The sequence below is a fragment of the Arthrobacter sp. STN4 genome (assembly GCF_024539665.1).
GTDB lineage: Bacteria > Actinomycetota > Actinomycetes > Actinomycetales > Micrococcaceae > Specibacter.
In genome coordinates this window covers 1-23870 of record NZ_JAKZGX010000024.1, presented here as the reverse complement: position 1 = coordinate 23870, position 23870 = coordinate 1, and the positions used below count along the sequence as shown (strand labels likewise).

Here is a 23870-nt window from a genome sequence, read left to right as displayed (position 1 = left end):
GCCACCTGAGCCCCCGGAGCCACCGCTTCCGGTGCCCGGAAATATACCCGTCCCCGGCGCGGTTGCCGCAAGGGAGACCACCTGAAAGGCAAAACCCATGACCCTGCCCCTGTCCATCCTTGACCTCGCCCACATTGGCGACGACGGCGTTGCCGCAAGTTTTTCGGCCTCCGTGGAACTGGCACAAAGGGCCGAGGAATGGGGGTACACGCGGATCTGGTTTGCCGAGCACCACAACATGCCCTCGATCGGCTCCTCGGCCACCAGCGTGCTGATTGCCCACGTGGCCGCGCACACCAAATCGATCCGCCTCGGCGCCGGCGGGATCATGCTGCCCAACCACTCGCCGCTGCAGATCGCCGAGCAGTTCGGCACGCTGGAAACCCTGCACCCGGGGCGCATCGACCTGGGCCTGGGGCGCGCACCCGGCAGCGACCAGAACACCATGCGGGCGCTGCGCCGGGACCCCTCGGCCGCTGACACCTTCCCGCAGGACGTGCAGGAACTCCAGGCGTACTTCGCCGGCCAAACCCGCATCCCCGGCGTGAACGCCTACCCGGGGAAGGACACCAACGTCCCCCTGTACATCCTCGGGTCCTCACTGTTCGGGGCCAGGCTCGCCGCCGCGCTGGGCCTGCCCTACTCCTTTGCCTCGCATTTTGCCCCGCAGGCCCTGGAGGACGCGGTGCGGATCTACCGGCGCGACTTCCAGCCGTCGGCCGCGCTGCCCGAGCCCTACGTCATCGCCGGCGTCAACGCGATCGTGGCGGACACACAGGAGGAGGCCGACGCCCTGTTCCTCACCGCCAAGCGGCGCCGGGTGGCCTCCATGGTGGGCCGCGGCCAGACCTTCACGGACGCGGAAATGGACCTGCTGCTGGACTCCCCGGCGGGCCAGCAGGTGCTGAACATGATGCGCTATTCGGCGGTCGGCACCCCCGCCGTGGCCCGCGAGTACCTGGAAGGCTTTGCCGCGAAGGCCGGCGCGGACGAGCTCATTGTGGCCACCCAGGTCACCGACCGTGCCGCCTGGATCCGCAGCTTTGAGCTGCTCGCGGGGGTTATGGAACTGGCGCCGCAGGGGTAGCCTGCTGGCATGGCAATTGCACGGAATCCCGGGCTGGTCATCGACTGCCCCGACGCGGGCGCCCTGGCGCACTTCTATGGTTCACTGCTCGGCTGGCAGGCCACGGTCCAGCCGGAATGGGTGGAGATCCGGCCCGAGGACGGCAGCAACTGCATTTGCTTCCAACAGGTGGCCGGCTACCGGGCGCCCGCGTGGCCCGGACAGGACCCGCCGCAGCAGATGCACCTGGACCTGGTGGTGGAGGACCTCGACGCCGGCGAGTCCGCGGTGCTGGGACTGGGCGGCACGAAGGCCGGATTCCAGCCCGGCACCACGTTCCGCGTCTTCCTGGACCCGGCCGGGCACCCGTTCTGCCTGTGCCTCTCCTGAAACCCCGGTGCCGGCCCGGCTCAGCTGCCGGACTTCAGGTGTCCCCGGTCTGAGAGGGAGATGCTGGCGGCAGCGACCAGCACCCCGACCACCACGCCCACCAGGGTGTCCGCAACCCGGCTGAACGCCGCATCCGGGCCCAGGTGCGAGCCGAGTCCCGTCATGATCAGCGCCATCGGCGTTATGACAATGGTGGTCAGCGTGTAACTCTTCAGCACCAGCAGCTCGGCCATCACCTGGAACGCCACCACCAGGCCCACGGACGGCCAGAACCCCAACGCGAAGGACAGCAGGACCATGGCCACCACCGCGCCGGCCACGTTTCCCAGCAGCCGCTGGATGCTGCGCTGGACCGTGGTGCCGTAGTTCAACCCCTGCAAGGCCGCCACGGCGCCCATCGAGGCCCACAGCGGATGTTCCAGTCCCAGCCCGACGGCGGCCCAGCCGGACAGTGAAGAGGCGGCGGCCATGCGCAGCGCCTGGCTGCCGCTGGCCCGTGACCGCAGGCCCGTGCGAGCCTGCGCCAGCAAGCCCTGCAGCGACGGCATCCAGCCGGAGTCCGGCGCCGGCAGCTTTGGCCCTGCAAGCTCCGGCACGCCCCTGTTTTTACGCAACATGGCCTCGTGCCGGGACAGGCGCTGCAGTGCGGCAGTCCGCGCAGCGCCATGCAGGGCCTCGGCCGCGGAGGTCTCATCCAGCAGCTGGTTCAGCACCGCCGCCTCGCGCTGCAGGGCGCGCGAACGCCGGCTGCCGGCGCGCAACGGTCCGGCACTGAGGGCCACCGCCTCGCGGGCCCGGCGCAAGGCGGCGGCTGCGGGGTCCTGGTGGGGACCGGCGTCGGCCGTTCCCAGGCGGACGGCCGCGGCGATGGCCCGGGCCACGGCCAGCCGTGCCGGGCCCATCGGCACAACGAGCACGGGTGCCATGGCCACCACCCAGCCCACCACGGCCCCCACGGCGACGGCGCCCAGCACCTGGGGGACGGTGCCCATCGTGTGAGTAAATCCGGTCCCGGCCGAGGCGGCAAAGACCAGGATCACGGCGCCGGGGCCGGTGATGCCACAGGCGGAGAACAGGTGCGCCGCGGCGCCGGCGATGAGGGACAGCACGGCGATCTGGAGCCAGATCGGCACGCCCGCCCCGCCCAGGACTGCGCCCGCCCCCGCCGCCAGGAGGAGGGCGGCCGCGACCAGGACCAGGACGCGTGCCAGGCGCGGGTACGGCTGGTACCGCCCAAAGGCGGAGCAGAGCGCGCCCAGGGACGCCATGCCCGCCAGCTGTTCATGTCCCATCAGCCCGCCGCCCACGAGCACCAGGGAGGCGGCGATGCCGACCTTGATGGCCGGGGCGAAGATGGCGTCGGCCGGGCGGACGGCAAACGATGCCCGCCAGGTGGCCGGGGCAAGGGAATGGGCCAGGGCGGCGCGGGAGAGGCGGACACGGGTCAGGGCGGACATGGTTCCATGCTACAAGATATTTTACTAGTAAAATAGATGTGAACTGTGTGAGCATCCTCTCTAGACTGGGGGAATGGAAACGAATGCGGCAGGCGACTTTGTGGACCGTGCGCGCGCCGGGTGGGAAAGGTCGCGCCCGGGGCTGGACGTCTCCAGCATCGAGGTCATGGGGCGCATCTCCCGCATCGGCGCCCAGGCCTCGCACCGGGTGGAACGCGGCCTTGCCGCCGCTGCGGTTTCGCGGGCCGAGTTCGACGTCCTGTGCGCCCTTGCGCGCAGCGAACGGCCCCTGCGGGCGAGCGAGGTGACGGCGGCAACGATGCTCAGCGGCGCCTCAACCACCAAAAACGTGGACCGGCTGGCCCGGCGCGGGCTCGTGGAGCGGCTGCCGTGGGAACGCGACGGGCGGGTTGTCCTCATGCAATTGACGGCGCTCGGAACCGAACTGGTGGACCGCGAATTTCCGCATCTGCTTGACCTGGACAGGGAAGCGCTGGCAGGGCTCGACGCAGGGGAGCGGGAACTGCTGGCAGCCCTGCTGCGGAAGGTGTCCGCGAAGATGGAGCCGGCGGGCTAGGCCTGTGCGCGCCGCCACTCGACGGTTTCGCCGGCGCCTGCGCCCAGGGCGTGCCATGCAGGCGGCGGCGTGTGTCATTTCACCCGCCCCCGCCGGGATGGCACGCCGTCGGTGTGGCCAGGGGAAGGGCTACCCCAGCGCGGGCAGCCGGGAGAGCAGTTCCTGGGCGGCCGCCGTCGGATCGTCGGCGTCCGTGACGGCGCGGACCACCACAATCCGGGAGGCGCCGGCCGCCACCACGGCGTCCACATTTGTCAGGTCCACGCCGCCGATGGCAAACCACGGCTTGGCGGTCCCCAGCGAGGCGGCGTGCTCCACCAGTCCCAGCCCGACGGCGGACCGGCCCGGCTTGGTGGGCGTGGCCCACAGCGGCCCGACGCAGAAGTAGCCGGCCTCGGGATTCGCTGCGGCGGCCGTGGCCTGGGCGGGGTCGTGGCTGGAGAGCCCGATGGCCACGGAGGGCCCCACCAGGGAGCGCGCGGCAGGCAGGGGCAGGTCCTTTTGGCCCACGTGGAACACCGGCGCCCCGGACAGCCGCGCGATGTCGGCGCGGTCGTTCACGGCCCACAGCCTGCCACATTCCTCCGCCACACCGCGCAGCACGGCGAGCAGTTCCAGCTCCTCGGCAGCCTCGAGCGACTTGTCGCGCAGCTGGATGATGTCGACCCCGCCGGCGTAGGCGGCACGCAGGAATTCCGCAAAGTCGCCGCGTTCCCGGCGGGAATCGGTGCACACGTACAGGCGTGCGTCGGCGATCGGGGGAGCGGGGGCTGGGGGCGTGGCGTCATGGATGGCGGAAGGCAGGCTCATGTCTCATAGACTAGTTCAGTACCGCGGGAGCCGGGCAAGCCGGCTGAGAGGGCACACACCTGTGCCGACCGAAAGGCGCCCACGGGCGCGGAACCTGATCCGGCCCATACCGGCGTAGGGAAGGAGTCACAGCCATGGCGCACACGCCCGATTCAAAAGCCGTGTCCGAGGCCATCACCACCGACGTGGCCGTCATCGGCGGCGGGATCGTGGGCCTGGGGATCGCCTGGGAAGCCCAGCGCAGCGGCCGCAACGTCACCGTCATCGACCCCTCGCCCGCGACCGGCGCCACCTTTGCTGCCGCCGGCATGCTGGCCCCCGTCAGCGAACTGCATTACCAGGAGGAGGGCCTGCTGGAACTGACGCTCGCCTCCGCGGCCCGCTGGCCGGAATTCGTCGCCCCGCTGGTGGCCGCCGGCCATGCCGACACCGGATTCCGCACGACGCCGACCCTGGTCCTGGGTGCCGACGCCGCGGACCGCGCCGCGCTGGCCGACCTCCGGGAGGTCCAGCTCGCGCACGGGCTGGACGTGGAGCAGCTGGGCATCCGCCAGGCCCGCGCCGCGGAGCCGCTGGTGGGGCCGCACATTTCCTGTGCCTACCGCATTGCCCAGGACCACCAGGTGGATCCGCGCGGCGTGGCCACGGCCATCCGTGTCCAGCTCAACGTGGTGGCGGCGGAGCGGGGGCGGCTGCGCGAGGAGCAGACCAGCATCCGGCGCAACGCCGTCGCGCTGCTGCACCAGGACCCGCAGGATTCCCGCTCGCGGGTCACCGGCGTGCGGTTGGAGGACGGCCGCGAGGTGCACGCCGGCGAGGTGGTGGTGGCCAACGGGCTTGGCGCGCCCTTGCTGCAGGGCCTGCCGGAGGGCCTGGAGCTGCCCGTCCGGCCCGTCTACGGGGACATCCTGCGCCTGCGCGTGCCCGCCCACCTGCAGCCGCTGGCCACCGCCACCATCCGCGGACTGGTGCGGGGGCTGCCGGTCTACCTTGTGCCGCGCAACGACAACACGGTGGTCATCGGCGCCACGAGCCGCGAGGACGGCTCGGCGGCCGTCAGCGCCGGGGGAGTGCACCAGCTGCTGCGCGACGCCCAGGTGCTGGTGCCCGCCGTCGCCGAACTGGAACTGCTGGAAACCACGGCGCGGGCCCGCCCCGGCACCCCGGACAACGCCCCGCTGCTGGGCCGGGTTGCCGACGGCGCCGGGCGCGACATTCCCGGGCTCATCATTGCCACCGGCTTCTTCCGGCACGGCGTCCTGCTGACGGCCATCGCCGCACACACCGTCCGCCAACTGCTGGGTGACATCACCGACCTCGCGTGGGAACGCTTCCGCCCCGACCGGTTTTCACCCGCGCTTCGCCCATCCGGCCCCACCCCACAGGAGACACCATGAGCATCATCCAACTCAACGGCGCCGCCGCGCCGCTGGCCGCCGGCACCACCGTCGCCGATCTCGTCGCCGCCGTCACGGGGCGGGCCATCCTGCCCACCGGGCAGCCGGCCGACGGCGGCCGGCTGGGCGTGGCCGTGGCCCGCAACGCGGACATTGTGCCGCGCAGCCAGTGGTCGGCGACCGCGGTGGTTGCCGACGACGACGTCGAGATCGTCACGGCCGTCCAGGGCGGCTAGGCACGGCCTCAGGCCGGGCGCCGGCCCGGCACCCCGCCCGGCACGCGCGCCGGCAAACATACCCTTTTGGAAGAAAGCGAAGCACCATGACTGAAATCCTGACGGAAACCGACCCGTTCACCGTGGCGGGCGTCCCGCTCGGCTCGCGGCTGATCATGGGCACCGGCGGGGCGCCCAGCCTGGACGGCCTGGGAGCGGCACTCGTGGCCTCCGGCACCGAGCTGACCACGGTGGCCATGCGCCGGTACGCCCCCGGCAGCGGGGGCGGCGGTGCCGGCACCAACCTCTTCGAGCTGCTGCTGGAAAACAACATCCGCGTGCTGCCCAACACGGCCGGCTGCTTCACCGCCCGCGAGGCAGTCATGACGGCCGAGCTGGCACGCGAGGCGCTGGAAACCGACTGGGTGAAGCTGGAAGTCATCGCCGACGAGCACACCCTGCTGCCCGACGCCGTCGAACTCGTCGACGCCACCGAACAGCTGGTCAACCGCGGCTTCAAGGTCTTCGCCTACACCAACGACGACCCGGTGGTGGCGCTGCGCCTGGAACAGCTTGGCGCCGCCGCCGTCATGCCGCTGGGCGCCCCCATCGGCACCGGGCTGGGCATCCTGAACCCGCACAACATCGAACTGATCGTCTCCCGGGCCGGCGTGCCCGTGGTGCTCGACGCCGGAATCGGCACCGCGTCCGACGCCGCCCTGGCCATGGAGCTGGGCTGCGACGCCGTCCTGTTGGCCACCGCCGTGACCCGTGCGCAGGACCCGGTCCGCATGGCCGAGGCCTTCAAACACGCGGTGATCGGTGGCAGACTGGCCTCACGGGCGGGGCGCATCCCCAAGCGGGCCCATGCCTTGGCGTCGTCGGCCATGGAGGGCCGCCCGGACCTCTAAAACAAAAACTGAAGGAGCCTGCCATGGCTGCGAACGATGTTTTGACCAGGGACCAGATTGACGCGGAGCTGGCGGTGCTGCCGGACTGGAGGTTCCGCCTGGGCGGGCTGGCGGCGGCGCTGAAGTGCCCGTCGTCGGCCGCGGCACTGGAGCTCTTTGCCGCCATTGGCGCCCTGGCCCAGGAAGCCAACCACCACCCCGATGTGGACTGGCGCTATGACACCTTGTTCGTGGTGCTGACCTCGCACGACGCCGGTTCCAAGGTGACGGCGCGGGACGCGTCCCTGGCAAAGGCCATCTCGGCGGCGGCGCGGCAGGCCGGGGCCGTGGCGCATCCGGAGCTGCTGCGACGCGTTGAAATTGCCATGGACACTGCCGACTTTGCGGCAGTGGCGCCCGTGTGGGCGTCCGCCCTGGGATTCAAGGAGGGGGAGCCGGACGACCTCCGGGACCCGTCGGGCCGGCTGCCCACGCTGTGGTTCCAGCAGACCGAAACGCCCAACCCCAACCGCTTCCACCTCGACATCCATGTGCCGGCCAGCGAGGCGCAGGGCGTGCTTGCGGCCGTGGAGGCGGCAGGCGCCACACTGGACCATGCCAACGCGCCCGCCTTTGTCATCGCCACCGACGCGCAGGGCAACCGGCTGTGCATCTGCACGGAAGAAGGCCGGGACGCCTGACCCGCCTGCGGGCCGGCGCCGGACGCCGGCCTGCGTGGAGCTGCCGCTAATGCATGGCCAGGATCTGGTTGGCCCGTTCCAGCTGGCGGGCATGGCGGGTGCGGCCCACGAAGCCGGCCACGGCCCAGGCCACCGCGCCGCCCACGGCCATGGACAGGATCCACGGAATCCACGCGGTGGCGGCGGAGTTGCCCAGGCCCACGGCCATGGTGACCATCCAGATGACCTCTGCCGCAACCACGGCGGCCCCGGCCGGAAGCAGCGCCCCGAAAGTGGCACGGTACTTATCCACGCCCCAGGCGATGGCGCCAAAGCCGCCTGCCGTCAGGGCAATAATGACCAGTGCAACCATGATGCTTCCTCGTTCCCGGTGGCCGTCAGCGGTGCGACGGCGGTGTCAGTTGTGCGGGGCCCGGCCGGCTACAGTGCGCCGAAACCCACCCGGCGGGCCTCTTCGGCGCCAACCTCGACGTAGCCCAGGGCGTTGCCGGGCACAATGACGATGCGGCCCTTTTCATCCTTCAGGCGCAGCTCGGTTCCCTTGGCCAGGGCTTCGGAGACCTGTGCGGCGACCTCGTCCGCGGACTGCTCGGAGTCAAAGACGATCTCACGGGCGATGTTTTGGATGCCGATCTTGATTTCCACAGGTGTCTCCTCGATGCATGCGTGCAAAAAATATACGTACGGCCAACTCTATGCGGCGGGGCCCTGTGGTTCCTTCGGGAACCGGCTAATTCCGCGCCAAGCTAAACGGTACACAAGATCGCTGGCCACCTCGAGGTCCAGGTCCCCGTTTGCCTCCAGCCAATAGCGGGCGCTGACCTGGGCCATGCCGGCCAGTGCGCGGCCCAGCAGAATGGCCTCCAGCTGACCCAGCAGGGTGTCTTCGGCGATGACGGCGGCCAGCGCGTCTGCCAGCTCGGCATTGAACTGCTCCAGCCGCAGGGCCACGTCGTGGTCGTTGACCAGGTCTGATTCAAAGATCAGCCGGTAGGCCTGGTCGTCGTTGGCCACAAACTGGAAGTAGGCCTTCATGGTGGCCTGGACGCGCAGCTTGTTGTCCGTGGTGGAATTCAAGGCCTCCAACAGCATCTGCTTCAGCGTGGCCAGGTGGTTTTCCAGCAGCGCCACATACAGCTCACGCTTGCTGGGGAAGTGCTGGTAAAGCACCGGCTTGCTGACCTTTGCCGCCTCGGCAATCTCGTCCATGGCAGCGCCGTGGTAACCGTTGTTCACAAACACTTCAAGGGCCGCTTGCAGCAGTTGCGCTCGACGTTCGTCGCGGGGCAGCCGGGCGAGGTGGACACGCCGCGGAGCCCCTTCCCCTGCGCGGGCTTCGGTTGTCATGGTGCGTCCCTTTCTTCAAGCCCCGGCCATTGGTGCTGCATGACTGCGGCTACGGCCATTGTACCGGGCGGTAATAGCCCACATGGCACCGTTCGGGACTAAATTGTTAACCATGGTTTCCCTGATCACTGCCCCCAATGCCCAGCGCCAGCAGCCGTTGCCACCGTTGGTGGAGCCGGGCCCGCCGATGGACGCCGAGGAACTGGAACGGTATTCCCGCCATGCCCTCATCCCCGAGATCGGGCTGGAGGGCCAGCGGCGGCTGCGCAACGCCAAGGTGCTGGTCATTGGCGCGGGCGGGCTGGGTTCCCCGGCCCTGCTTTACCTGGCGGCCGCGGGCGTGGGCACCCTGGGCATCATCGACGACGACACCGTGGAACTGAGCAACCTCCAGCGGCAGGTCATCCACGGGGTCGCGGACATCGGCCGCACGAAGCTGGAGTCTGCCCGGGATTCCATCGCGGCCATCAACCCCGGCGTCAAGGTGGTGCTGCACCAGCTCCGCCTCGACTCCTCCAATGCCCTGGACCTGTTCAGGGGCTATGACGTCATCCTGGACGGCGCGGACAACTTCTCCACCCGCTACCTGGTCAACGATGCGGCCGCCATGCTCGGCAAGCCCTATGTGTGGGGCTCCATCCTGCGCTTCGACGGCCAGGTCAGCGTCTTTTGGGACAAATACGGCCCCAACTACCGCGACCTCTACCCCGAACCGCCCGCCCCCGGCACCGTCCCGTCCTGCGCCGAGGGCGGCGTCTTCGGCATGCTGTGTGCGTCCATCGGGGCCATGATGGTCACCGAGGCGGTCAAGCTCATCACGGGGATCGGGCAGACCCTGCTGGGCCGGCTGCTGATCTTTGACGCGCTGTCCTCGCGCTGGCGCGAGATCCGCATTGCCAAGGACCCGGATGCGGCGCCCATCACCGGGCTGATCGACTACGACTTCTTCTGCGGCATCCTCCCGCCCGCCGATCCCGCGCACGACGCCGGACTCATCACCGTGACCCAGCTCGCCGCCCGGCTGGCGAACCGGGAGCGCGGCGCGGAGGACTTTGTGCTCGTGGACGTACGTGAACCGGTGGAATTTGAAATCTCCCGGATCCCCGGCTCCGTGCTCATCCCGGTGGGCGGCATCAAGGACGGCACCGCGCTGGCGCAAATTCCGCGCAACGTGCCGCTGGTGCTCCACTGCAAGTCGGGGGCCCGCTCGGCCCAGGCGTTGGCGAGCCTGAAGGCGGCGGGCTATGGCGACGTCGTGCACCTTGAGGGCGGGATCGACGCCTGGAACCGTGGCATGGGCCACGGGGCGTAATTCAGCCGCTGCGGCGCCGGTGCCGGCCTGCCCGGGAGGGCTGGTCTAGGCGGTGGCTTCCCGGCCTGCGTCCGGCACGGCGGGGTCCATGGCGCGCAGCCGTGATTCGGCAGCGGCGCCCAGGGCGGCAGGTTCCACCTTCAGCCCGTACAGGGCGTCCAGGGCGGCCAGGTAGCTCTCGGCATCGCCGGCCGCGGCCAGCTCCTTGGCCCGCACGGTGGGGACGTGCAGAAGCTGCTTGACCATGCGGCGCATGGCGAATTCCACCTCTTCGGTGGCGGCCGTGCAGCCGTGCTGCTGGCGGACCTTGGCGATCTCGTCGTCCAGCACGGCCATGGTGTGCCGGCGCAGGGCGACGATGGCGTGGTCCAGGGAGCGGGCGTTTTGGGCCTGTTCAAAGTTGGCGGCGGCGTCGGCCACCAGCGTGGCGGCCTCCACCAGCGTGGCCGATTGCTCGGCGGGCGCGGCCTGCCGGACGGTTTCCAGGGTCAGCAGGTCCACGCCGGGAAGGTCGGCGATGTCCGCGGCGAAGTCGTGCGTCAGGGCCAGGTCAATGACCGTCAACTGGGGGGAGCCGGCGTGGCGCAGCGGGGCGATGTCGGCGGCGGCCACTTGGCCGTCCGAGCCGCTGCAGCCCAGCAGCAGCTGTGCCGCGGCCAGTGCCTCCGGCAGGGTTTCCTCGCTGAGGGCCGTTCCGCCGCGGGAGGCGACGAACGTTTCGGCGCGGCCCGAGCCGGAGTGGACGCGGACGTCCGTGCAGCCGCGCTGCACCAGCTGGGCCATGGCCGCACCGGCATAGGCGCCGGTGCCAAACAGCACGGCCGTCTTGCCGGCCAGGGACGGGGCATCCTGCAGTTCGGCGGCCAGGTCCAGCGCCACGGAGACGATCGACATGCCGCGCCGGCCAAGGGCGGTCTGGGCGCCGACGTCCTTGGCGGTCTTGGATGCGGCCTGGAACAGGCGGACCAGGGCCGGGGTGCTGACGCCGGCTTCCTGGGCGGAACTCAGGGCGCGGCGCACCTGCCCGGCAATTTCGCGTTCGCCCACCACGGCAGATTCCAGGCCGGTGCTGACGGCGAAGAGGTGGCGGGGGACGGCCGGGCCCTGCTGGGTGGCCAGGGCGTTGGAGACCTGCGGCTCGGTCAGGCCCGTGCGGGCGCTGACGGCGGCAACGATGCTGGCGCGTGCGGATTCAACGTCGTCCACGGTGCGGGCCTGGGCGTACAGCTCGTAGCGGTTGCAGGTGGCAAGGGTGACCATGCCCACCACGTCATTGTCTCCGGCCACGACGTCGGCACTGACCCCGGCCGCACCGGCGCTGAGGCGGGCCACGGTTTCGAGGTCAAGGTTTGAGTGCGAGGCAACTAAGGAAAAGAGAACCACAATTCCTCAATGGTAGACCCTAAACGTCCCTCTTTAGGGACAGCTTTGCCTAATCCGTCACCAAAGGCGTGTGATGCTCCTTACCGCGGGCCGGGGGACGGGCCTCCCTACTGCGGCCGTCCGCTCATGTTCCCCTTGAAGTTTTGCTCTGTAGGGTGGTGCCATGACCCTGAGCCAAAGCACCCTGAGCCCGAGCCACCCGCTGGTGGACGGCCGCACCGCCAACTCCCCGTTGATCACCGCCTACCGCGGCGGCAAGCCGAGCCGCCGCCCCGTCTGGTTCATGCGCCAGGCCGGGCGCTCGCTGCCGGAATACCGTGAGCTGCGCGTGGGGACCACCATGCTCGAATCCTGCCTCAAGCCGGCCATGGCCGCCGAAATCACCCTCCAGCCCGTGCGCCGCCACGGTGTGGACGCCGCCATCTTCTTCTCCGACATCGTCATCCCGCTGAAACTGGCCGGCGTCGGCGTGGACATCGTGCCCGGCGTGGGCCCCGTGCTGGACCATCCCATCCGCACGGCCGCGGACGTTGCCGCGCTGCCGGTGCTCACCGATGAATCCCTGGACCCGATCCGCGAGGCCGTGGCGCTGACCGTCAAGGAACTGGGCAGCACCCCGCTCATCGGCTTCGCAGGGGCCCCGTTCACGGTGGCCGCCTACATGGTGGAGGGCCGGCCCTCCCGCGACCACCTGGGCCCGCGCACCATGATGCACGCCGACCCCGAGGTCTGGGCAGCCTTGATGAACTGGGCCGCCGACGCGTCCGGGAAGTTCCTGCGCGCCCAGGTCGAGGCGGGCGCCAGCGCCGCACAGCTCTTCGACTCCTGGGCCGGGTCACTGGGCCTGGACGACTACACCGAACACGTGGCCCCGGCGTCGGCCCGGGCCCTGGACCACGTCCGGGACCTGGAGGTTCCGCTGATCCACTTCGGCACCGGCACCTCGGAACTGCTCGGCGCCATGCTCAACGTGGGCGTGGACGTCATGGGCGTGGATTACCGGCTGCCGCTGGACGAGGCCAACCGCCGCCTGGGCGGGCGCGTGCCGCTGCAGGGCAACATTGACCCGGCGCTGCTGAACGCCCCCTGGCCGGTGCTGGAGGCACACGTCCGCGACGTCATTGCCGCGGGCGCATCCGCCCCCGCGCACGTGCTGAACCTGGGCCACGGGGTCCCCCCGGAGACCGATCCGGCCGTGCTGACCCGCGTGGTTGAATTGATCCACTCGATCGAACCGTAACACCGGCAAGGAGGGCCAGGGAGAGCCATGGAGCAGAACAAGCACACACCGCGGGCCGGCCGCGCCACAGCCGGCAGGCGTGCGGCCGTGGTGGGCGGGGGCGTCTCCGGCCTGTTGGCCGCCATGGACCTCCAGGCCGCCGGCTGGCAGGTGGGCGTGTACGACGCCGCCCCCGCCTGGGGCGGCTGTGTGGGAGTCCATGAGGTGGCCGGGGTGGAGCTGGACAGCGGGGCGGAATCGTTCGCCACGCGCAGCACCGCCGTGGCGGACCTCGCCGCGGAGCTGGGCCTCGCCGAGCGGATTGTGCGCCCGGACCCGGCGGGTGCCTGGGTCTGGCTGCCGGATGGCCCCGTGCCGCTGCCGCGCACCGGGATCCTGGGCATCCCCTCGGACCTCCAGGCGCCCGAGGTGCGCGAGGCGCTGGGTGCCTCCGGCGTCCTGCGCGCCGCTTTGGATGCGAAAATGCCCGCGAGCGTTGGCACCACCGAGGCCCTGTGCAGCGTGGCCGAACTGGTCCGTGCGCGCATGGGCCGCCGCGTCCTGGAGCGGCTCGTGGCCCCAGTGGTGGCCGGCGTGCATTCCGCCGATCCCGAACTCCTGGACGTGGACATGGTGGCCCCCGGCCTGCGAGCCGGCATTCGCGAACACGGCTCGCTCGCGGCCGCCGTGGCGGCGCAGCGCTCCGCAGCCGGCCAGTCCGGCAGCAAACCCGGATCCGCCGTGGCCGGGCTCTCCGGCGGCATGCACACCCTGGTCGCGGCGCTCGTGGACAGGTTGCGGGCAACGGGCGCGGCCCTGCACTCCGGGCACGCCGTCACCGCCATCCGCCGCACGCCCGCAGCCCTCGGCAGGCGGGGTCCGTTCGGGCACGCCGGCGCCCTGCGCGGCGCCGGCGCACCGTCCCGCTGGACCCTTGACTGGACGGCGGGTCCGGACACCGGGAGCGAAACCGTGGACCTGCTGGTGGTCGCCACCGACGGCCCCACCGCCGTGCGGCTGCTGGCCCCCGAACTGCCCGGGCTGTTGCCGTTCGCCCCCGCCCCCGGCCCGGACATCCGCCTGGTCACCCTGGTGGTGGACGTGCCCGAGCTGGACTCCAAGCCGCGCGGCACCGGCATCCTGGTGGCCCCGCAGGCCGAAGGCATCAAGGCCAAGGCGCTCACCCACGCCACGGCCAAGTGGCCGTGGCTGGCGGAAGCCACCGGGCCCGGCACCCACGTCCTGAGGCTTTCCTATGGCCGCGCCGGCGTGGCTGCCGCGGATGCCGTCCGCCTCACGGTCCGCCCCGTGGACGACGGCGAACTGGTCGCCACGGCGCTCGCCGACGCCACCACCCTGCTCGGCGTGCCCGTCACCGGCGACGACGTCCTGGGCGCGGACGTTGTCCGCTGGAAGGGCGCGCTGCCGTTTGCCGCCGTCGGGCACCAGGCCAAGATGGCGCAGATCCACGCCCTGGCGCAGGCGCACCACGGGCTCGTGCTGACGGGCGGCTGGATGTCCGGCAACGGGCTGGCGGCCGTGGTCGCCGGGACGCGCCGGCAGGTCCGCGCCGTGCTGGATGCCGGGCCGGACGCCGTTCCGGAGACCGCTGCCGCCAACGGCCGGGACATGTGACCTTGCCCACTTTCTACAGCTTGTAGAGAACTTGGGTTTCCTGTTTCCATGCCCTTGGGTGCAAACTTGAACCCATGAGCCACACTTCTGCCGAATCTGTCACTAAAACTTCCGAGCCGGCTGACGCCGAGGCCACCCCGTTCACGCTGTGGACCGTCTTCAAGCGCACCGGCTCCTTCGCCGGCGGCGCCGACGCGGTGGCAGCATTTGAAGCATTCACCGCCTCCCTGGCGGCGGAAAACATGACGCTGCGCGGGGCCTACGACGTCTCCGCCATGCGCAGCGACGCCGACATCATGGTCTGGCTCGTCGGACCCAGGCCCGAGGGCCTGCAGCGGGCCGTGCGCAGCATCCGCCGCCTGGAGCTGTTTGCCGACAGCGAGATTTCCTGGTCCGCCATGGGCGTGCACCGCGAGGCGGAGTTTGCCAAGTCCCACGCCCCGTCCTACATGGGGCCCAACGCACCCAAGGGCTGGGTCTGCGTCTACCCGTTCGTGCGTTCCTACGACTGGTACATCCTGCCCGCCGAGGACCGCAGCCGCATGCTCCGCGACCACGGCATGCTGGGCCGCGACTTCCCCGAGGTGCTCTCCAACACCGTCTCCGCGTTCGCCCTGGGCGACTGGGAGTGGCTGCTGGGCCTGGAGGCGGACAACCTCACCGACCTGGTGGACATGATGCGCCACCTGCGCTCCACCGACGCCCGCCTGCACGTGCGCGAGGAAATTCCCTTCTACACCGGCCGCCGGATCAACGCCGGCGAGGTCGCCGAGGTCCTGCGTTGAGTGCCGGACAGCAGGAGGCGGCCGCGGCCGCCTCCACCGCCGTGAACCCGGTGACGGAATCGGGCCGGCCGGCCCCGGCCGACTACGACGCCATCCTGCTGGCCTCCTTCGGCGGGCCCGAGGGCCAGGACGACGTCATCCCGTTCCTGCGCAACGTCACCCGCGGCCGCGGCATCCCGGACGAACGCCTGGAAGAGGTCAGCCACCACTACCGCAAGAACGGCGGCATCAGCCCCATCAACGCCCAAAACCGCGCCCTGAAGGCCGCGCTGGAGGCGGAGCTGGCGGCCCGGGGCATTGACCTGCCCGTGCTGTGGGGCAACCGCAACTGGGCCCCCTACATCCCGCAGACCCTCCAGGACGCGTACGACGCCGGCCACCGCCGGCTCCTGATGGTCACCACCAGCGCCTATTCTTCCTACTCCAGCTGCCGCCAATACCGTGAGGACATTGGCGTGGCCCTGACGGAAAGCGGCCTGGACGGCAAGCTGGCCGTGGACAAGGTGCGCCAGTACTTTGACCACCCCGGCTTCGTGGAACCCTTCATTGAGGGGACGGCCGCCTCGCTGGCCAAGGTCAAGGCGGAGCTCGCCGCAGCCGGAACGCCCGACGCGCCCGTGCGCGTCATGTTCTCCACCCACTCCATCCCCACCCGCGACGCCGAGGCCTCCGGACGTTCCTCCGGGGAACCGCGCCGGTTTGCCGAAAACTCCGCCTATGTGGCGCAGCACCTGGCCGTCGCGGACACCATCATGAAACGCGTTGCCCCGGAGCAGGAATGGTCCCTCGTGTACCAGTCCCGGTCCGGCGCCCCGCACGTGCCGTGGCTGGAACCGGACATCAACGACGCCCTGGCTGAAGCGGCCGCAAAGGGAATCCGCGGTGTGGCAGTGGTCCCGCTCGGCTTTGTCAGCGACCACATGGAAGTCCTATGGGACCTGGACACCGAAGCAGCCGAAACCTGTGCCGGACTGGGCCTGGCCTTTGACCGCGCACCGACCCCGGGGACACACCAAAAGTTTGTCCGCGGCATCGTGGACCTGATCTGCGAACGGACCGCGGCGGACACCATTGCCGACCGCCCGGCCATGACGGAACTGGGCCCCTGGTACGACGTCTGCCGCCCGGGCTGCTGCGCCAACTTCCGCGGCACGAAGCCGGTCATTGCGGAGGCCGGCAGCACCATTGGCCTGTCCGCCGCCGGGGCGGGTTCCTGATGGCCACGTCGGAAAGGTCCGCCACCGTGAAGGTCGGCACCCGCGGAAGCAGGCTGGCCCTGGGCCAGACCGGGCAGATCACCGACGTCCTGACGGCCGTGGGCGGCTTTGCCGCCGAGATTGTCACCGTCCGGACCGACGGCGATGTCCTGACCGGCCCGCTGTCCCAGATGGGCGGCACCGGCGTGTTTGCCGCCGCCCTGCGCGCGGCCGTGCTGGACGGCCGCGTGGACGTGGCCGTGCACTCGCTCAAGGACCTGCCCACGGCCGCCGTGCCGGGCCTGGCCCTGGCCGCCGTGCCCGTACGCGCCGATTCCCGCGACGCCCTGTGCTCGCGCGACGGCGTGACGCTGGCCGGGCTGCCGGCCGGCGCCACCGTGGGCACCGGCTCCCCGCGCCGGGCCGCCCAGCTGCTCGCCGCCCGCCCCGACCTGTCCATCGTGGACATCCGCGGCAACGTCGACACCCGGCTGGGACGGGTGGCGGGGCTGCCCGGCAACGCCCCCGCCGGCGTGGTGCCCGGCAAGACCGGCGACCTTGACGCCGTGGTGCTGGCCGCCGCCGGCCTTTCGCGCATTGGCCGCCTCAACGCCGTCACCGAGTTCCTGGAAGCGGACGTCATGCTGCCGGCACCCGGCCAGGGCGCCCTGGCGCTGGAATGCCGCACCGCGGACACCGACCCGGCCGGGGAACTGGGCCGGGCGCTGGCCGCCGTGGACGACGCCGACACGCGACTGTCCGTCACGGCCGAGAGGGCACTGCTGGCCCGCCTCGAGGCCGGCTGCGCCGCACCCGTCGGAGCCCTGGCCCACCGCAAGGGCTCCATGCTCTACCTGGAGGCAGTGGTCTGCTCCCTTGACGGAACGCGGTCCCTGCGCCTGAAAAAGGCCACCGACGGCCTCACCAACGTCGGCGCCACGCTCCTGGGGATCGAACTGGCCGAGGAACTCCTGGCCGGCGGCGCCGCGGACCTGGCAGACCTGGCCGGCTCGGGCAAGTGATTTCCGGCAAGGCCCCAGGGGTGCACCAGGACCGGACGGGGGACGGGGCCGGCATGTTCCCGGCGGCTCTGGCAGGCCTGCGCGTTGCCGTGACCCGCAGCGCCGACCGCGCCGGGGCGCTGGCCGATGCGTTGGCGGCCGCCGGTGCGGAACCGGTTTTGGTCCCCGTCATTGATTTTGAGATGGCCGACCCCGGCCTCCTGGGCGCGGCCCTCCGCCGCCTCGCCGCGGGGGAGTACGGCTGGCTGGCCATCAGCTCCATCACCACGGTGCGGGCGCTCAAGCAGTGGTGCGAATCCGCGGGGACAACCCTGGCCGGACTCATTCCGGCCGGGACGCGCGTCGCCACGATCGGCCCCACCTCGGTGGCCGTCCTGGCGGCCGAGGGCATCACGGCGGACCTGGCACCCGTTGACGTGCAGTCCGCCGCGGGGCTTGTCGCGTTGTGGCCCGCCACCACGGCGGACGACGGCGCGAAGGCGCGCGTGCTGCTGCCCCAGTCGAACCTGGCGGAGCCGACCCTGGCCGACGGCCTGGCCGCCAAGGGCTGGCAGGCGGAGGCGGTCACGGCCTACCGGACGGTCGACTATCCGGCCGCGCCGGAGCTGCGGCTGACCGCGACGCTGGAACACAGTTCCCCCGATTTGGACAATCCCGGCCGGCCGGGGCCACGGGCCGGCCACGGCGGCTACCCGCTGCTCACCCCGGCCCAGGCGGCGGGGGAGGTGCGCGCAGGGGCGCTCAACGCCGTCGTCCTGGCCTCGGGCAGCGCAGCCCGCAGGGTGGCACACACCATGGGACCGCTGCCGCAGCGGTGCCTAGTCATCGCCATCGGCCAGCCCACCCGGGCGGAGGCTGAGCGGCTCGGCCTGCGCGTCGCCGCCACGGCCGCGCGCCCCACCCCCGACGGGATCGTGGCCGCCCTGGCCGCAGCCGCGGAATCATCCAACCCCAGCAACACAGGAGAGACCAAGTGAGCTTCCCCCACCACCGCCCCCGCCGGCTCCGCACCACCACGGCCATGCGCCGGCTGGTCGCCGAGCACCGGCTGGCGCCGGCCGAGCTGATCCTGCCGGCCTTCATCCGCGAGGACCTCAGCGAACCGGCACCCATCACCTCGATGCCCGGCGTGGTGCAGCACACCACCGAATCGCTCGTGGCCGCCGCCCGCGAGGCCGTGGAGCTGGGGCTCGGCGGCATCATGCTGTTCGGCATCCCCGCCGTCCGCGACGCCGCCGGCACGGCCTCCCTGGACCCCCACGGCGTGCTGAACAAGGCCATCACGGACGTCCGCGCCGCCGTGGGCGACGACCTGGTGGTCATGAGCGACCTCTGCCTGGACGAATTCACCGACCACGGCCACTGCGGCGTGCTGGACGCCCACGGCGTGGTGGACAACGACGCCACGCTGGCCATCTACGCGCAGATGGCCGTGGCGCAGGCCAAGGCCGGCGCACACGTGGTGGCGCCGTCGGGCATGATGGACGGCCAGGTGGGCGTCATCCGGGAGGCCCTCGACGCCGCCGGCTTCACCGACGTTGCGGTCCTCGCCTACGCCGCGAAGTACGCCTCCGCCTTCTACGGCCCCTTCCGCGAGGCCGTTGACTCGCAGCTCGAAGGCGACCGCCGCACCTACCAAATGGACGCCGGCAACCGCCGCGAAGCCCTGCACGAGGTGGAGCTGGACCTGGCCGAAGGCGCCGACATCGTCATGGTGAAGCCGGCCATGAGCTACCTGGACATCCTGGCCGATGTGGCCGAAATGAGCCCCGTGCCCGTGGCCGCATACCAAATCTCCGGCGAATACGCGATGATTGAGGCCGCCGCGGCGAACGGGTGGATCAACCGCCGCGCCGCCATTGAGGAGTCGGTGCTCAGCATCAAGCGGGCCGGGGCCACCATGATCCTGACCTACTGGGCGGCTGAGCTGGCCGGCTGGCTCCGCAGCAACTGACCCCTCCCTCCCCAAGCAAGGACCTACCGATGACCAGTTCACAGGAACTCTTCGACCGCGCCAAGACCCTCATGCCGGGCGGGGTGAACTCGCCCGTGCGCGCGTTCGGCTCCGTGGGCGGCACGCCGCGCTTCATGGTCAACGCCCAGGGCGCCTACCTGACCGACGCCGACGGCCGCGACTACGTGGACCTGGTCTGCTCCTGGGGCCCGGCACTGCTGGGCCACTCTCACCCGGCCGTGCTTGCCGCCGTGCACGCCGCCGTCGACCACGGCCTCAGCTTTGGCGCCTCCACCCCGGCCGAAAGCGAACTGGCCGCCCTGGTGCAGGGACGCGTGTCCGGCGTCGAACGCCTGCGCATGGTCTCCACCGGCACCGAGGCGACCATGACCGCCGTGCGCCTGGCCCGCGGCTTCACGGGCCGGGAGCTCATCATCAAGTTCGCCGGCTGCTACCACGGCCACCTGGACTCGCTGCTGGCCGCCGCCGGCTCCGGCCTGGCCACCCTGGCCTTGCCCGGCTCCGCGGGGGTCACGGCCGCCACGGCCGCCGAAACCCTGGTGCTGCCCTACAACGACCTGGCTGCCGTCGAGGCCGCCTTTGCCGCGCACGGGGACCGGATCGCCGCCGTCATCACCGAGGCCGCGCCGGCCAACATGGGCGTCGTGACCCCGGGCGAGGGCTTCAACGCCGGGCTGTCCCGCATCACCGCCGAACACGGCGCGCTGCTGGTCCTGGACGAGGTCCTGACCGGCTTCCGCGTTGGCGCGGCCGGCTACTGGGGCCTGACCGGCTCCGCGGAAGGCTGGACGCCGGACCTGTTCACCTTTGGCAAGGTCATTGGCGGCGGGCTGCCGACGGCGGCGCTTGGCGGCCGCGCGGAGGTCATGGACTACCTGGCGCCCCTCGGGCCTGTGTACCAGGCCGGGACATTGTCCGGGAACCCGGTGGCCATGGCCGCCGGCGTGGCCACGCTGGGCGCCGCGACGGCCGAGGTGTACGCCACGGTGGATGCCCGCTCGCTGGAACTGTCCGCCGCCGTCTCCACCGCACTGTCCGCCGAGGGCGTTGACCACTCCGTCCAGCGCGCCGGCAGCCTGTTCTCCCTGGCCTTCGGCACCTCCGCCCACGGCGTGCACAACTACGACGACGCACAGGGCCAGGAGGTGTTCCGGTACGCCCCGTTCTTCCACTCCATGCTGGAATCCGGCGTGTACCTGCCGCCGAGCGTGTTCGAGGCCTGGTTCCTTTCCGCGGCGCACGACGACGCCGCCATGAACCGCATCTTCGAGGCCCTCCCGGCCGCGGCGAAGGCGGCAGCTTCCGCGACGCCCTGACCCGCCCTGTCTGTGTTGCAGATAATGGACCAAAATCCGCCAAAAGCGGCTGAATCGGTCCAGTATCTGCAACATGGAACTTAGGGGAGGGGCACGGTGGCGGAGTAGAATTTGCGGCTATAGATTCCTTCCAGCCAAGCCGCGTGGGCCATGCGCAAGCACCTGAATATCCGCCGTTCCAAGTCCGTTGCCATGCTCGCGGCGATCCTGGCGGCGGCAACCCTGATGGGGGCCGCCCCGGTCACCGTGGAGCCCTCATCACTGGGGTGGACCACGCCGGCACAGCACCTGGCCCACATGACGCTGCAGCAGCGGGTGGGGCAGCTGTTCATGGTGGCGGCCGCCGCCACGGGGGCCGGCCAGGCCACGATGAACGTCCTGCACTGGGACCATGTGGGCAACGTCTACCTGTCCGGGCGCAGCTACGCCGGGATCAGTGCAACGGCAGCCGTGGTGCGGCAAATGACCAGCACCGTATCCGCCGCCACCACTGACAACGAATACCTGTCGGTGGGGACGGACCAGGAGGGCGGCTATGTCCAGGTGCTCAACGGCCCCGGGTTTTCCGTGATCCCCACGGCCCTGGCCCAGGGCGGGCTGTCCGCCGCCACCCTGGCGGCGGACGCCAAAAACTGGGGAAACCAGCTGCGCTGGGCCGGCGTGAAGGTGGACCTGGCCCCCGTCCTCGACACTGTCACGCAGGCCTTTGCCCCGTATAACGCCCCGATAGGCTACTACGAACGCGAGTACGGCTACACGCCGCAGACCGTTTCGGCCAAGGGCAATGCGTTCCTGGCGGGAATCAAGGCCGGCTACGTCATGCCTACGGTCAAGCACTTCCCCGGGCTGGGCCGGGTCACCGGCAACACGGACGTTACGGCCAACGTCCACGACACCCAGACCACCATCAACGACCCCAACCTGCTCCCGTTCCAGACCGCCATCAACAACGGCGCCAGATGGGTCATGGTCTCCAGCGCCTACTACGACCTGATTGATTCCCGCCCCGGCAAGATCGCACCGTTCTCCACCGTCGTCATGGGCACCATGCTGCGGCAAAATGCACGGTTCACCGGCATCATCCTCTCCGACGACTTGTGCAGCGCCGCGCAGCTGTCGCCCTGGAGCTGGGCGGTGCGGGCCGAGAACTTCGTCAACGCCGGCGGCACGATGGTCCTGTGCGCCAACCCCAACGCCGTCCCCTACATGTATGCCGGCGTCCTGAAGCTGGCCCAGGAGCGTCCGGACTTCCTGGCCAAGGTCAACGCCGCGGTGCTCACCATCCTCACGGTCAAGCACGGACAATGACCGCCCGGCCGCCAAAAAACTGGTGGAGTGCGTGCCGGCCCTGGTTCCGCCTGGTTTATTCGGCGGCCACGTTGCTCCGAATGGGCAGCCGCTCGCTGATGGCTGCAACGGTGGTGTAGTCGATGGTGAGATTGCCGCCTGCGGCGTCGATGGCGGCACCCATGCTGTTGACGAGCGCCTTCCGTTTGTCCTTCGGGAGGCGGTTGATGCCGCCCGAGGTGGCCGCCTGCCCAAGCCACTCGTCGCGGGTGGCGGTCGCCTGCCACTTGAAGGAGAGCCGCTCGGGCGCGCCGAATGCCCCAGTGGTGCGAAGGCCCGCCGCGGCAGCGTCGATGATTGCCCCATACGGGTCGGCCCCGGCCAAAGCGGCCCAGGGATTGAACGGCAACCCGGTGTGGAGAGCGTCGAAAGCCGTGGCGAACCCCGTGGCGAGTTCTGCAGGCGGGCGTCCAGCGTTCCAGAAGAGCGCCAGGACGCCCCCTGGCCGGAGGAGGCAAGCGGCCTTTGCGGCGCCCGCGGTGGGGTCGACCCAATGCCAGGCCTGTCCGGCGGCTATGGCGTCGAACGTCCGTCCGGCGGCCGGCCAGTCTTCGAATCTGGCGACCTCTACGTTAAATCCCTTGGCCCGTGCAAGCCTGGCCATCTGCGGGTCGGGGTCGATCCCGAGCACGGCGAGTCCGCGGTCGCGGAAGGGCTCTGCGGAGATTCCGGTTCCGATCCCCACGTCGAGGATCGTGTGCCCCCGGATCCGTTCGACGACGGCATCAACGAGTGCTGCCGGGTACCGTGGGCGGGCGTGGTCATAGCTGGCAGCATCCTTGCCAAACGACTCTGCGAGTTCGCGGTGCCGATGCGCAGCGTCTCCGGTGGGCATGATCGGTGGGGCTGGAGGGACCATGCGGCCATTCTAAACAGGCATGCGCCCATTGGGGACAGGACGGCGGCAAGACGCACACTCCCCTCGGATGGCTTTAGCGGTGTCGCCGCACGCTTCCCCGCCCCGAAACGCAGGTGCGATTCGCGGTCCTGCCCTTAGCGCAGATTTGCCGTGCCGAAGGCCTCGCGCGACTTACTGCTGAAGATGGTGACGCTGCGGACTTGGGGCCACACGGGGATCAAATAGCTCAAGTCATAGCTCTGTGTTCCCGTAATGTCCTTCAGTGCCACCACCTGGAACGTGTTCGGGTCCTCCACGACATTGTCCCCGGCCGCGTTGCGTGTCATGGCTCCCGGGTTGAAGTCAATGTACAGGTCCTGCCCGGGACCCGTGGAAAAGTCCGACAACGTCAGGACCAGGCTGCCCGGCTTTTCAGTGATCCGCACCTGCCCTCTCGTCGGGGCCCCTTGCGGGACGAACGTGCCCGAAAGCGTCCATGACGTTGTATGCGTCGCTGTCGGCCCGGAGCCGGCAGCCGTGGGTGTGGGCCTGGGCGGGGTCGGTGCCACGGTGGCGCATCCTGTCGCGGCTGAAACGACAATGACCCCCACGGCAAGCAGGCGCGCAAATCCCATGATCCCCATTTCCAGTGCTTTTACGATTCCCCGCTACTACGTGGTTCCATTGCATACTAGCCCGCTGGGAACCCTGGCAGGCCATCTATTGACGGCCGTCCTGGCCCAAGCCCCATTGCCCGATCAGGACCTGGGGGAGTTGGCCCTCGAAGCGAAATCCGTGTCGCCGCATTCCTGGAAGCCGCGCGCCCACGGCAGGGCCGGCGCGGCAGTGAAAAAACTTTCCGGGCCGGCCGCCAATCCGGTGGGGGTGTTGGTCCGAAGTACTGGTTGACAGTCCGTGGCGTTTCCGGGGTTTTTCGGTGGCGGTGCGGGAAGCATAAAGGGGAGGCCGATGGCTTTCCAGGGCAGGGAGAA

The 23870-nt window shown here is 70.4% G+C and carries 26 protein-coding genes and 1 riboswitch; of the genes, 18 read left to right on the top strand and 8 right to left on the bottom strand.

All coding sequences use genetic code 11. From position 1 onward, the window contains the following. The first annotated feature begins 97 nt into the window (after positions 1 to 97). Both MMF96_RS15140 and MMF96_RS15135 read left to right on the top strand, forming a co-directional pair. Positions 98 to 1087: an LLM class flavin-dependent oxidoreductase gene (locus MMF96_RS15140; protein WP_256884005.1), complete on the top strand. Its 990-nt coding sequence runs from the start codon at positions 98 to 100 to the stop codon at positions 1085 to 1087. Between the two features lie 9 nt (positions 1088 to 1096). Then, the gene (locus tag MMF96_RS15135) at positions 1097 to 1456 is read left to right on the top strand and encodes a VOC family protein (RefSeq protein ID WP_176617561.1); all 360 of its coding nucleotides are present in this window, start codon (positions 1097 to 1099) and stop codon (positions 1454 to 1456) included. 20 nt (positions 1457 to 1476) lie between these two features. Here MMF96_RS15135 and MMF96_RS15130 read toward each other — a convergent pair whose 3' ends face one another. Beyond that, positions 1477 to 2913 carry an FUSC family protein gene (locus MMF96_RS15130; protein ID WP_256884004.1) on the bottom strand — a complete coding sequence of 479 codons (1437 nt, stop codon included), beginning with the start codon at positions 2911 to 2913 and terminating at the stop codon, positions 1477 to 1479. 73 nt (positions 2914 to 2986) lie between these two features. On the opposite strand from MMF96_RS15130, the gene MMF96_RS15125 reads away from it, so the two are divergent. Continuing rightward, positions 2987 to 3490: a MarR family winged helix-turn-helix transcriptional regulator gene (locus MMF96_RS15125; protein WP_176617562.1), complete on the top strand. Its 504-nt coding sequence runs from the start codon at positions 2987 to 2989 to the stop codon at positions 3488 to 3490. 129 nt (positions 3491 to 3619) lie between these two features. Here the strand turns inward: MMF96_RS15125 and thiE are convergent, their stop codons facing one another. Further along, entirely contained in the window at positions 3620 to 4300 is a 681-nt protein-coding gene (gene thiE, locus MMF96_RS15120; RefSeq protein ID WP_176617563.1) for a thiamine phosphate synthase, read from the bottom strand. 14 nt (positions 4301 to 4314) lie between these two features. Next, positions 4315 to 4438, top strand: a riboswitch (TPP riboswitch). Between thiE and thiO the strand changes: the two genes are divergently transcribed. The 4 genes from thiO (at position 4435) to MMF96_RS15100 (ending at position 7503) form a co-directional block, all read left to right on the top strand. After that, positions 4435 to 5697: a glycine oxidase ThiO gene (gene thiO, locus MMF96_RS15115; protein WP_256884003.1), complete on the top strand. Its 1263-nt coding sequence runs from the start codon at positions 4435 to 4437 to the stop codon at positions 5695 to 5697. Its footprint overlaps the riboswitch before it by 4 nt. Then, positions 5694 to 5933, top strand: a complete 240-nt coding sequence (thiS, locus tag MMF96_RS15110; RefSeq protein WP_176617565.1) for a sulfur carrier protein ThiS — start codon at positions 5694 to 5696, stop codon at positions 5931 to 5933. Before thiO ends, thiS begins: the two co-directional genes overlap by 4 nt. 86 nt (positions 5934 to 6019) lie before the next feature. Further along, complete coding sequence (locus MMF96_RS15105) at positions 6020 to 6823, top strand: thiazole synthase (RefSeq protein ID WP_256884002.1); 804 nt, start codon at positions 6020 to 6022, stop codon at positions 6821 to 6823. 23 nt (positions 6824 to 6846) lie between these two features. After that, positions 6847 to 7503: a 4a-hydroxytetrahydrobiopterin dehydratase gene (locus MMF96_RS15100; RefSeq protein ID WP_256884001.1), complete on the top strand. Its 657-nt coding sequence runs from the start codon at positions 6847 to 6849 to the stop codon at positions 7501 to 7503. 46 nt (positions 7504 to 7549) lie between these two features. Here the strand turns inward: MMF96_RS15100 and MMF96_RS15095 are convergent, their stop codons facing one another. From MMF96_RS15095 to MMF96_RS15085, 3 genes are all read right to left on the bottom strand, one after another. Then, complete coding sequence (locus tag MMF96_RS15095) at positions 7550 to 7855, bottom strand: hypothetical protein (RefSeq protein WP_176617568.1); 306 nt, start codon at positions 7853 to 7855, stop codon at positions 7550 to 7552. 68 nt (positions 7856 to 7923) lie between these two features. Then, positions 7924 to 8148: a DUF3107 domain-containing protein gene (locus MMF96_RS15090; RefSeq protein ID WP_176617569.1), complete on the bottom strand. Its 225-nt coding sequence runs from the start codon at positions 8146 to 8148 to the stop codon at positions 7924 to 7926. Between the two features lie 48 nt (positions 8149 to 8196). Further along, entirely contained in the window at positions 8197 to 8850 is a 654-nt protein-coding gene (locus MMF96_RS15085; RefSeq protein ID WP_176617570.1) for a TetR/AcrR family transcriptional regulator, read from the bottom strand. A 112-nt stretch (positions 8851 to 8962) separates the two neighbouring features. Between MMF96_RS15085 and moeB the strand changes: the two genes are divergently transcribed. Continuing rightward, complete coding sequence (gene moeB / locus MMF96_RS15080; protein ID WP_256884000.1) at positions 8963 to 10162, top strand: molybdopterin-synthase adenylyltransferase MoeB; 1200 nt, start codon at positions 8963 to 8965, stop codon at positions 10160 to 10162. A 45-nt stretch (positions 10163 to 10207) separates the two neighbouring features. On the opposite strand, the gene MMF96_RS15075 is transcribed toward moeB, so the two are convergent. Beyond that, positions 10208 to 11545 (bottom strand): glutamyl-tRNA reductase, encoded by a 1338-nt coding sequence (locus MMF96_RS15075; protein ID WP_256883999.1) that lies wholly within the window; start codon positions 11543 to 11545, stop codon positions 10208 to 10210. A gap of 163 nt (positions 11546 to 11708) precedes the next feature. On the opposite strand from MMF96_RS15075, the gene hemE reads away from it, so the two are divergent. The 9 genes from hemE (at position 11709) to MMF96_RS15030 (ending at position 22001) form a co-directional block, all read left to right on the top strand. Beyond that, complete coding sequence (gene hemE / locus MMF96_RS15070; protein WP_176617573.1) at positions 11709 to 12785, top strand: uroporphyrinogen decarboxylase; 1077 nt, start codon at positions 11709 to 11711, stop codon at positions 12783 to 12785. Positions 12786 to 12812: 27 nt separating this feature from the next. After that, positions 12813 to 14399 carry a protoporphyrinogen oxidase gene (hemG, locus tag MMF96_RS15065; protein WP_256883998.1) on the top strand — a complete coding sequence of 529 codons (1587 nt, stop codon included), beginning with the start codon at positions 12813 to 12815 and terminating at the stop codon, positions 14397 to 14399. 74 nt (positions 14400 to 14473) lie between these two features. Beyond that, positions 14474 to 15184 carry a hydrogen peroxide-dependent heme synthase gene (gene hemQ / locus MMF96_RS15060; RefSeq protein WP_256883997.1) on the top strand — a complete coding sequence of 237 codons (711 nt, stop codon included), beginning with the start codon at positions 14474 to 14476 and terminating at the stop codon, positions 15182 to 15184. Next, positions 15181 to 16401 (top strand): ferrochelatase, encoded by a 1221-nt coding sequence (locus tag MMF96_RS15055; RefSeq protein WP_306295920.1) that lies wholly within the window; start codon positions 15181 to 15183, stop codon positions 16399 to 16401. The genes hemQ and MMF96_RS15055 overlap by 4 nt, the downstream gene beginning before the upstream one ends. Next, positions 16401 to 17402 (top strand): hydroxymethylbilane synthase, encoded by a 1002-nt coding sequence (hemC, locus tag MMF96_RS15050; RefSeq protein ID WP_256883996.1) that lies wholly within the window; start codon positions 16401 to 16403, stop codon positions 17400 to 17402. The genes MMF96_RS15055 and hemC overlap by 1 nt, the downstream gene beginning before the upstream one ends. Before the next feature lie 20 nt (positions 17403 to 17422). Continuing rightward, positions 17423 to 18379 carry a uroporphyrinogen-III synthase gene (locus MMF96_RS15045; RefSeq protein ID WP_256883995.1) on the top strand — a complete coding sequence of 319 codons (957 nt, stop codon included), beginning with the start codon at positions 17423 to 17425 and terminating at the stop codon, positions 18377 to 18379. Next, a complete protein-coding gene (gene hemB / locus MMF96_RS15040; protein WP_256883994.1) occupies positions 18376 to 19356 on the top strand; it encodes a porphobilinogen synthase in 981 nt (326 codons plus the stop codon). Before MMF96_RS15045 ends, hemB begins: the two co-directional genes overlap by 4 nt. 29 nt (positions 19357 to 19385) lie before the next feature. Further along, the gene (hemL, locus tag MMF96_RS15035) at positions 19386 to 20693 is read left to right on the top strand and encodes a glutamate-1-semialdehyde 2,1-aminomutase (protein ID WP_176617578.1); all 1308 of its coding nucleotides are present in this window, start codon (positions 19386 to 19388) and stop codon (positions 20691 to 20693) included. 150 nt (positions 20694 to 20843) lie between these two features. Then, positions 20844 to 22001 carry a glycoside hydrolase family 3 N-terminal domain-containing protein gene (locus tag MMF96_RS15030; RefSeq protein WP_256883993.1) on the top strand — a complete coding sequence of 386 codons (1158 nt, stop codon included), beginning with the start codon at positions 20844 to 20846 and terminating at the stop codon, positions 21999 to 22001. A gap of 55 nt (positions 22002 to 22056) precedes the next feature. Here the strand turns inward: MMF96_RS15030 and MMF96_RS15025 are convergent, their stop codons facing one another. Further along, a complete protein-coding gene (locus MMF96_RS15025) occupies positions 22057 to 22899 on the bottom strand; it encodes a class I SAM-dependent methyltransferase (RefSeq protein WP_256883992.1) in 843 nt (280 codons plus the stop codon). Between the two features lie 134 nt (positions 22900 to 23033). Then, complete coding sequence (locus MMF96_RS15020) at positions 23034 to 23513, bottom strand: DM13 domain-containing protein (protein ID WP_256883991.1); 480 nt, start codon at positions 23511 to 23513, stop codon at positions 23034 to 23036. Between MMF96_RS15020 and MMF96_RS15015 the strand changes: the two genes are divergently transcribed. Beyond that, a complete protein-coding gene (locus MMF96_RS15015; protein ID WP_256884024.1) occupies positions 23512 to 23787 on the top strand; it encodes a hypothetical protein in 276 nt (91 codons plus the stop codon). The two genes, MMF96_RS15020 and MMF96_RS15015, sit on opposite strands and share 2 nt — an antisense overlap. The last annotated feature ends 83 nt before the right edge of the window (positions 23788 to 23870 follow it).

What these genes read in the sequence shown, in the direction of transcription:
- MMF96_RS15140 (WP_256884005.1), top strand. Translation starts at nt 98, where the DNA reads ATGACCCTGCCCCTGTCCATCCTTGACCTCGCCCACATTGGCGACGAC.
- MMF96_RS15135 (WP_176617561.1), top strand. Translation starts at nt 1,097, where the DNA reads ATGGCAATTGCACGGAATCCCGGGCTGGTCATCGACTGCCCCGACGCG.
- MMF96_RS15130 (WP_256884004.1), bottom strand. Translation starts at nt 2,913, where the DNA reads ATGTCCGCCCTGACCCGTGTCCGCCTCTCCCGCGCCGCCCTGGCCCAT.
- MMF96_RS15125 (WP_176617562.1), top strand. Translation starts at nt 2,987, where the DNA reads ATGGAAACGAATGCGGCAGGCGACTTTGTGGACCGTGCGCGCGCCGGG.
- thiE (WP_176617563.1), bottom strand. Translation starts at nt 4,300, where the DNA reads ATGAGCCTGCCTTCCGCCATCCATGACGCCACGCCCCCAGCCCCCGCT.
- thiO (WP_256884003.1), top strand. Translation starts at nt 4,435, where the DNA reads ATGGCGCACACGCCCGATTCAAAAGCCGTGTCCGAGGCCATCACCACC.
- thiS (WP_176617565.1), top strand. Translation starts at nt 5,694, where the DNA reads ATGAGCATCATCCAACTCAACGGCGCCGCCGCGCCGCTGGCCGCCGGC.
- MMF96_RS15105 (WP_256884002.1), top strand. Translation starts at nt 6,020, where the DNA reads ATGACTGAAATCCTGACGGAAACCGACCCGTTCACCGTGGCGGGCGTC.
- MMF96_RS15100 (WP_256884001.1), top strand. Translation starts at nt 6,847, where the DNA reads ATGGCTGCGAACGATGTTTTGACCAGGGACCAGATTGACGCGGAGCTG.
- MMF96_RS15095 (WP_176617568.1), bottom strand. Translation starts at nt 7,855, where the DNA reads ATGGTTGCACTGGTCATTATTGCCCTGACGGCAGGCGGCTTTGGCGCC.
- MMF96_RS15085 (WP_176617570.1), bottom strand. Translation starts at nt 8,850, where the DNA reads ATGACAACCGAAGCCCGCGCAGGGGAAGGGGCTCCGCGGCGTGTCCAC.
- moeB (WP_256884000.1), top strand. Translation starts at nt 8,963, where the DNA reads ATGGTTTCCCTGATCACTGCCCCCAATGCCCAGCGCCAGCAGCCGTTG.
- hemE (WP_176617573.1), top strand. Translation starts at nt 11,709, where the DNA reads ATGACCCTGAGCCAAAGCACCCTGAGCCCGAGCCACCCGCTGGTGGAC.
- hemG (WP_256883998.1), top strand. Translation starts at nt 12,813, where the DNA reads ATGGAGCAGAACAAGCACACACCGCGGGCCGGCCGCGCCACAGCCGGC.
- hemQ (WP_256883997.1), top strand. Translation starts at nt 14,474, where the DNA reads ATGAGCCACACTTCTGCCGAATCTGTCACTAAAACTTCCGAGCCGGCT.
- hemC (WP_256883996.1), top strand. Translation starts at nt 16,401, where the DNA reads ATGGCCACGTCGGAAAGGTCCGCCACCGTGAAGGTCGGCACCCGCGGA.
- hemL (WP_176617578.1), top strand. Translation starts at nt 19,386, where the DNA reads ATGACCAGTTCACAGGAACTCTTCGACCGCGCCAAGACCCTCATGCCG.
- MMF96_RS15030 (WP_256883993.1), top strand. Translation starts at nt 20,844, where the DNA reads ATGCGCAAGCACCTGAATATCCGCCGTTCCAAGTCCGTTGCCATGCTC.
- MMF96_RS15025 (WP_256883992.1), bottom strand. Translation starts at nt 22,899, where the DNA reads ATGGTCCCTCCAGCCCCACCGATCATGCCCACCGGAGACGCTGCGCAT.
- MMF96_RS15015 (WP_256884024.1), top strand. Translation starts at nt 23,512, where the DNA reads ATGATCCCCATTTCCAGTGCTTTTACGATTCCCCGCTACTACGTGGTT.
- MMF96_RS15020 (WP_256883991.1), bottom strand. Translation starts at nt 23,513, where the DNA reads ATGGGATTTGCGCGCCTGCTTGCCGTGGGGGTCATTGTCGTTTCAGCC.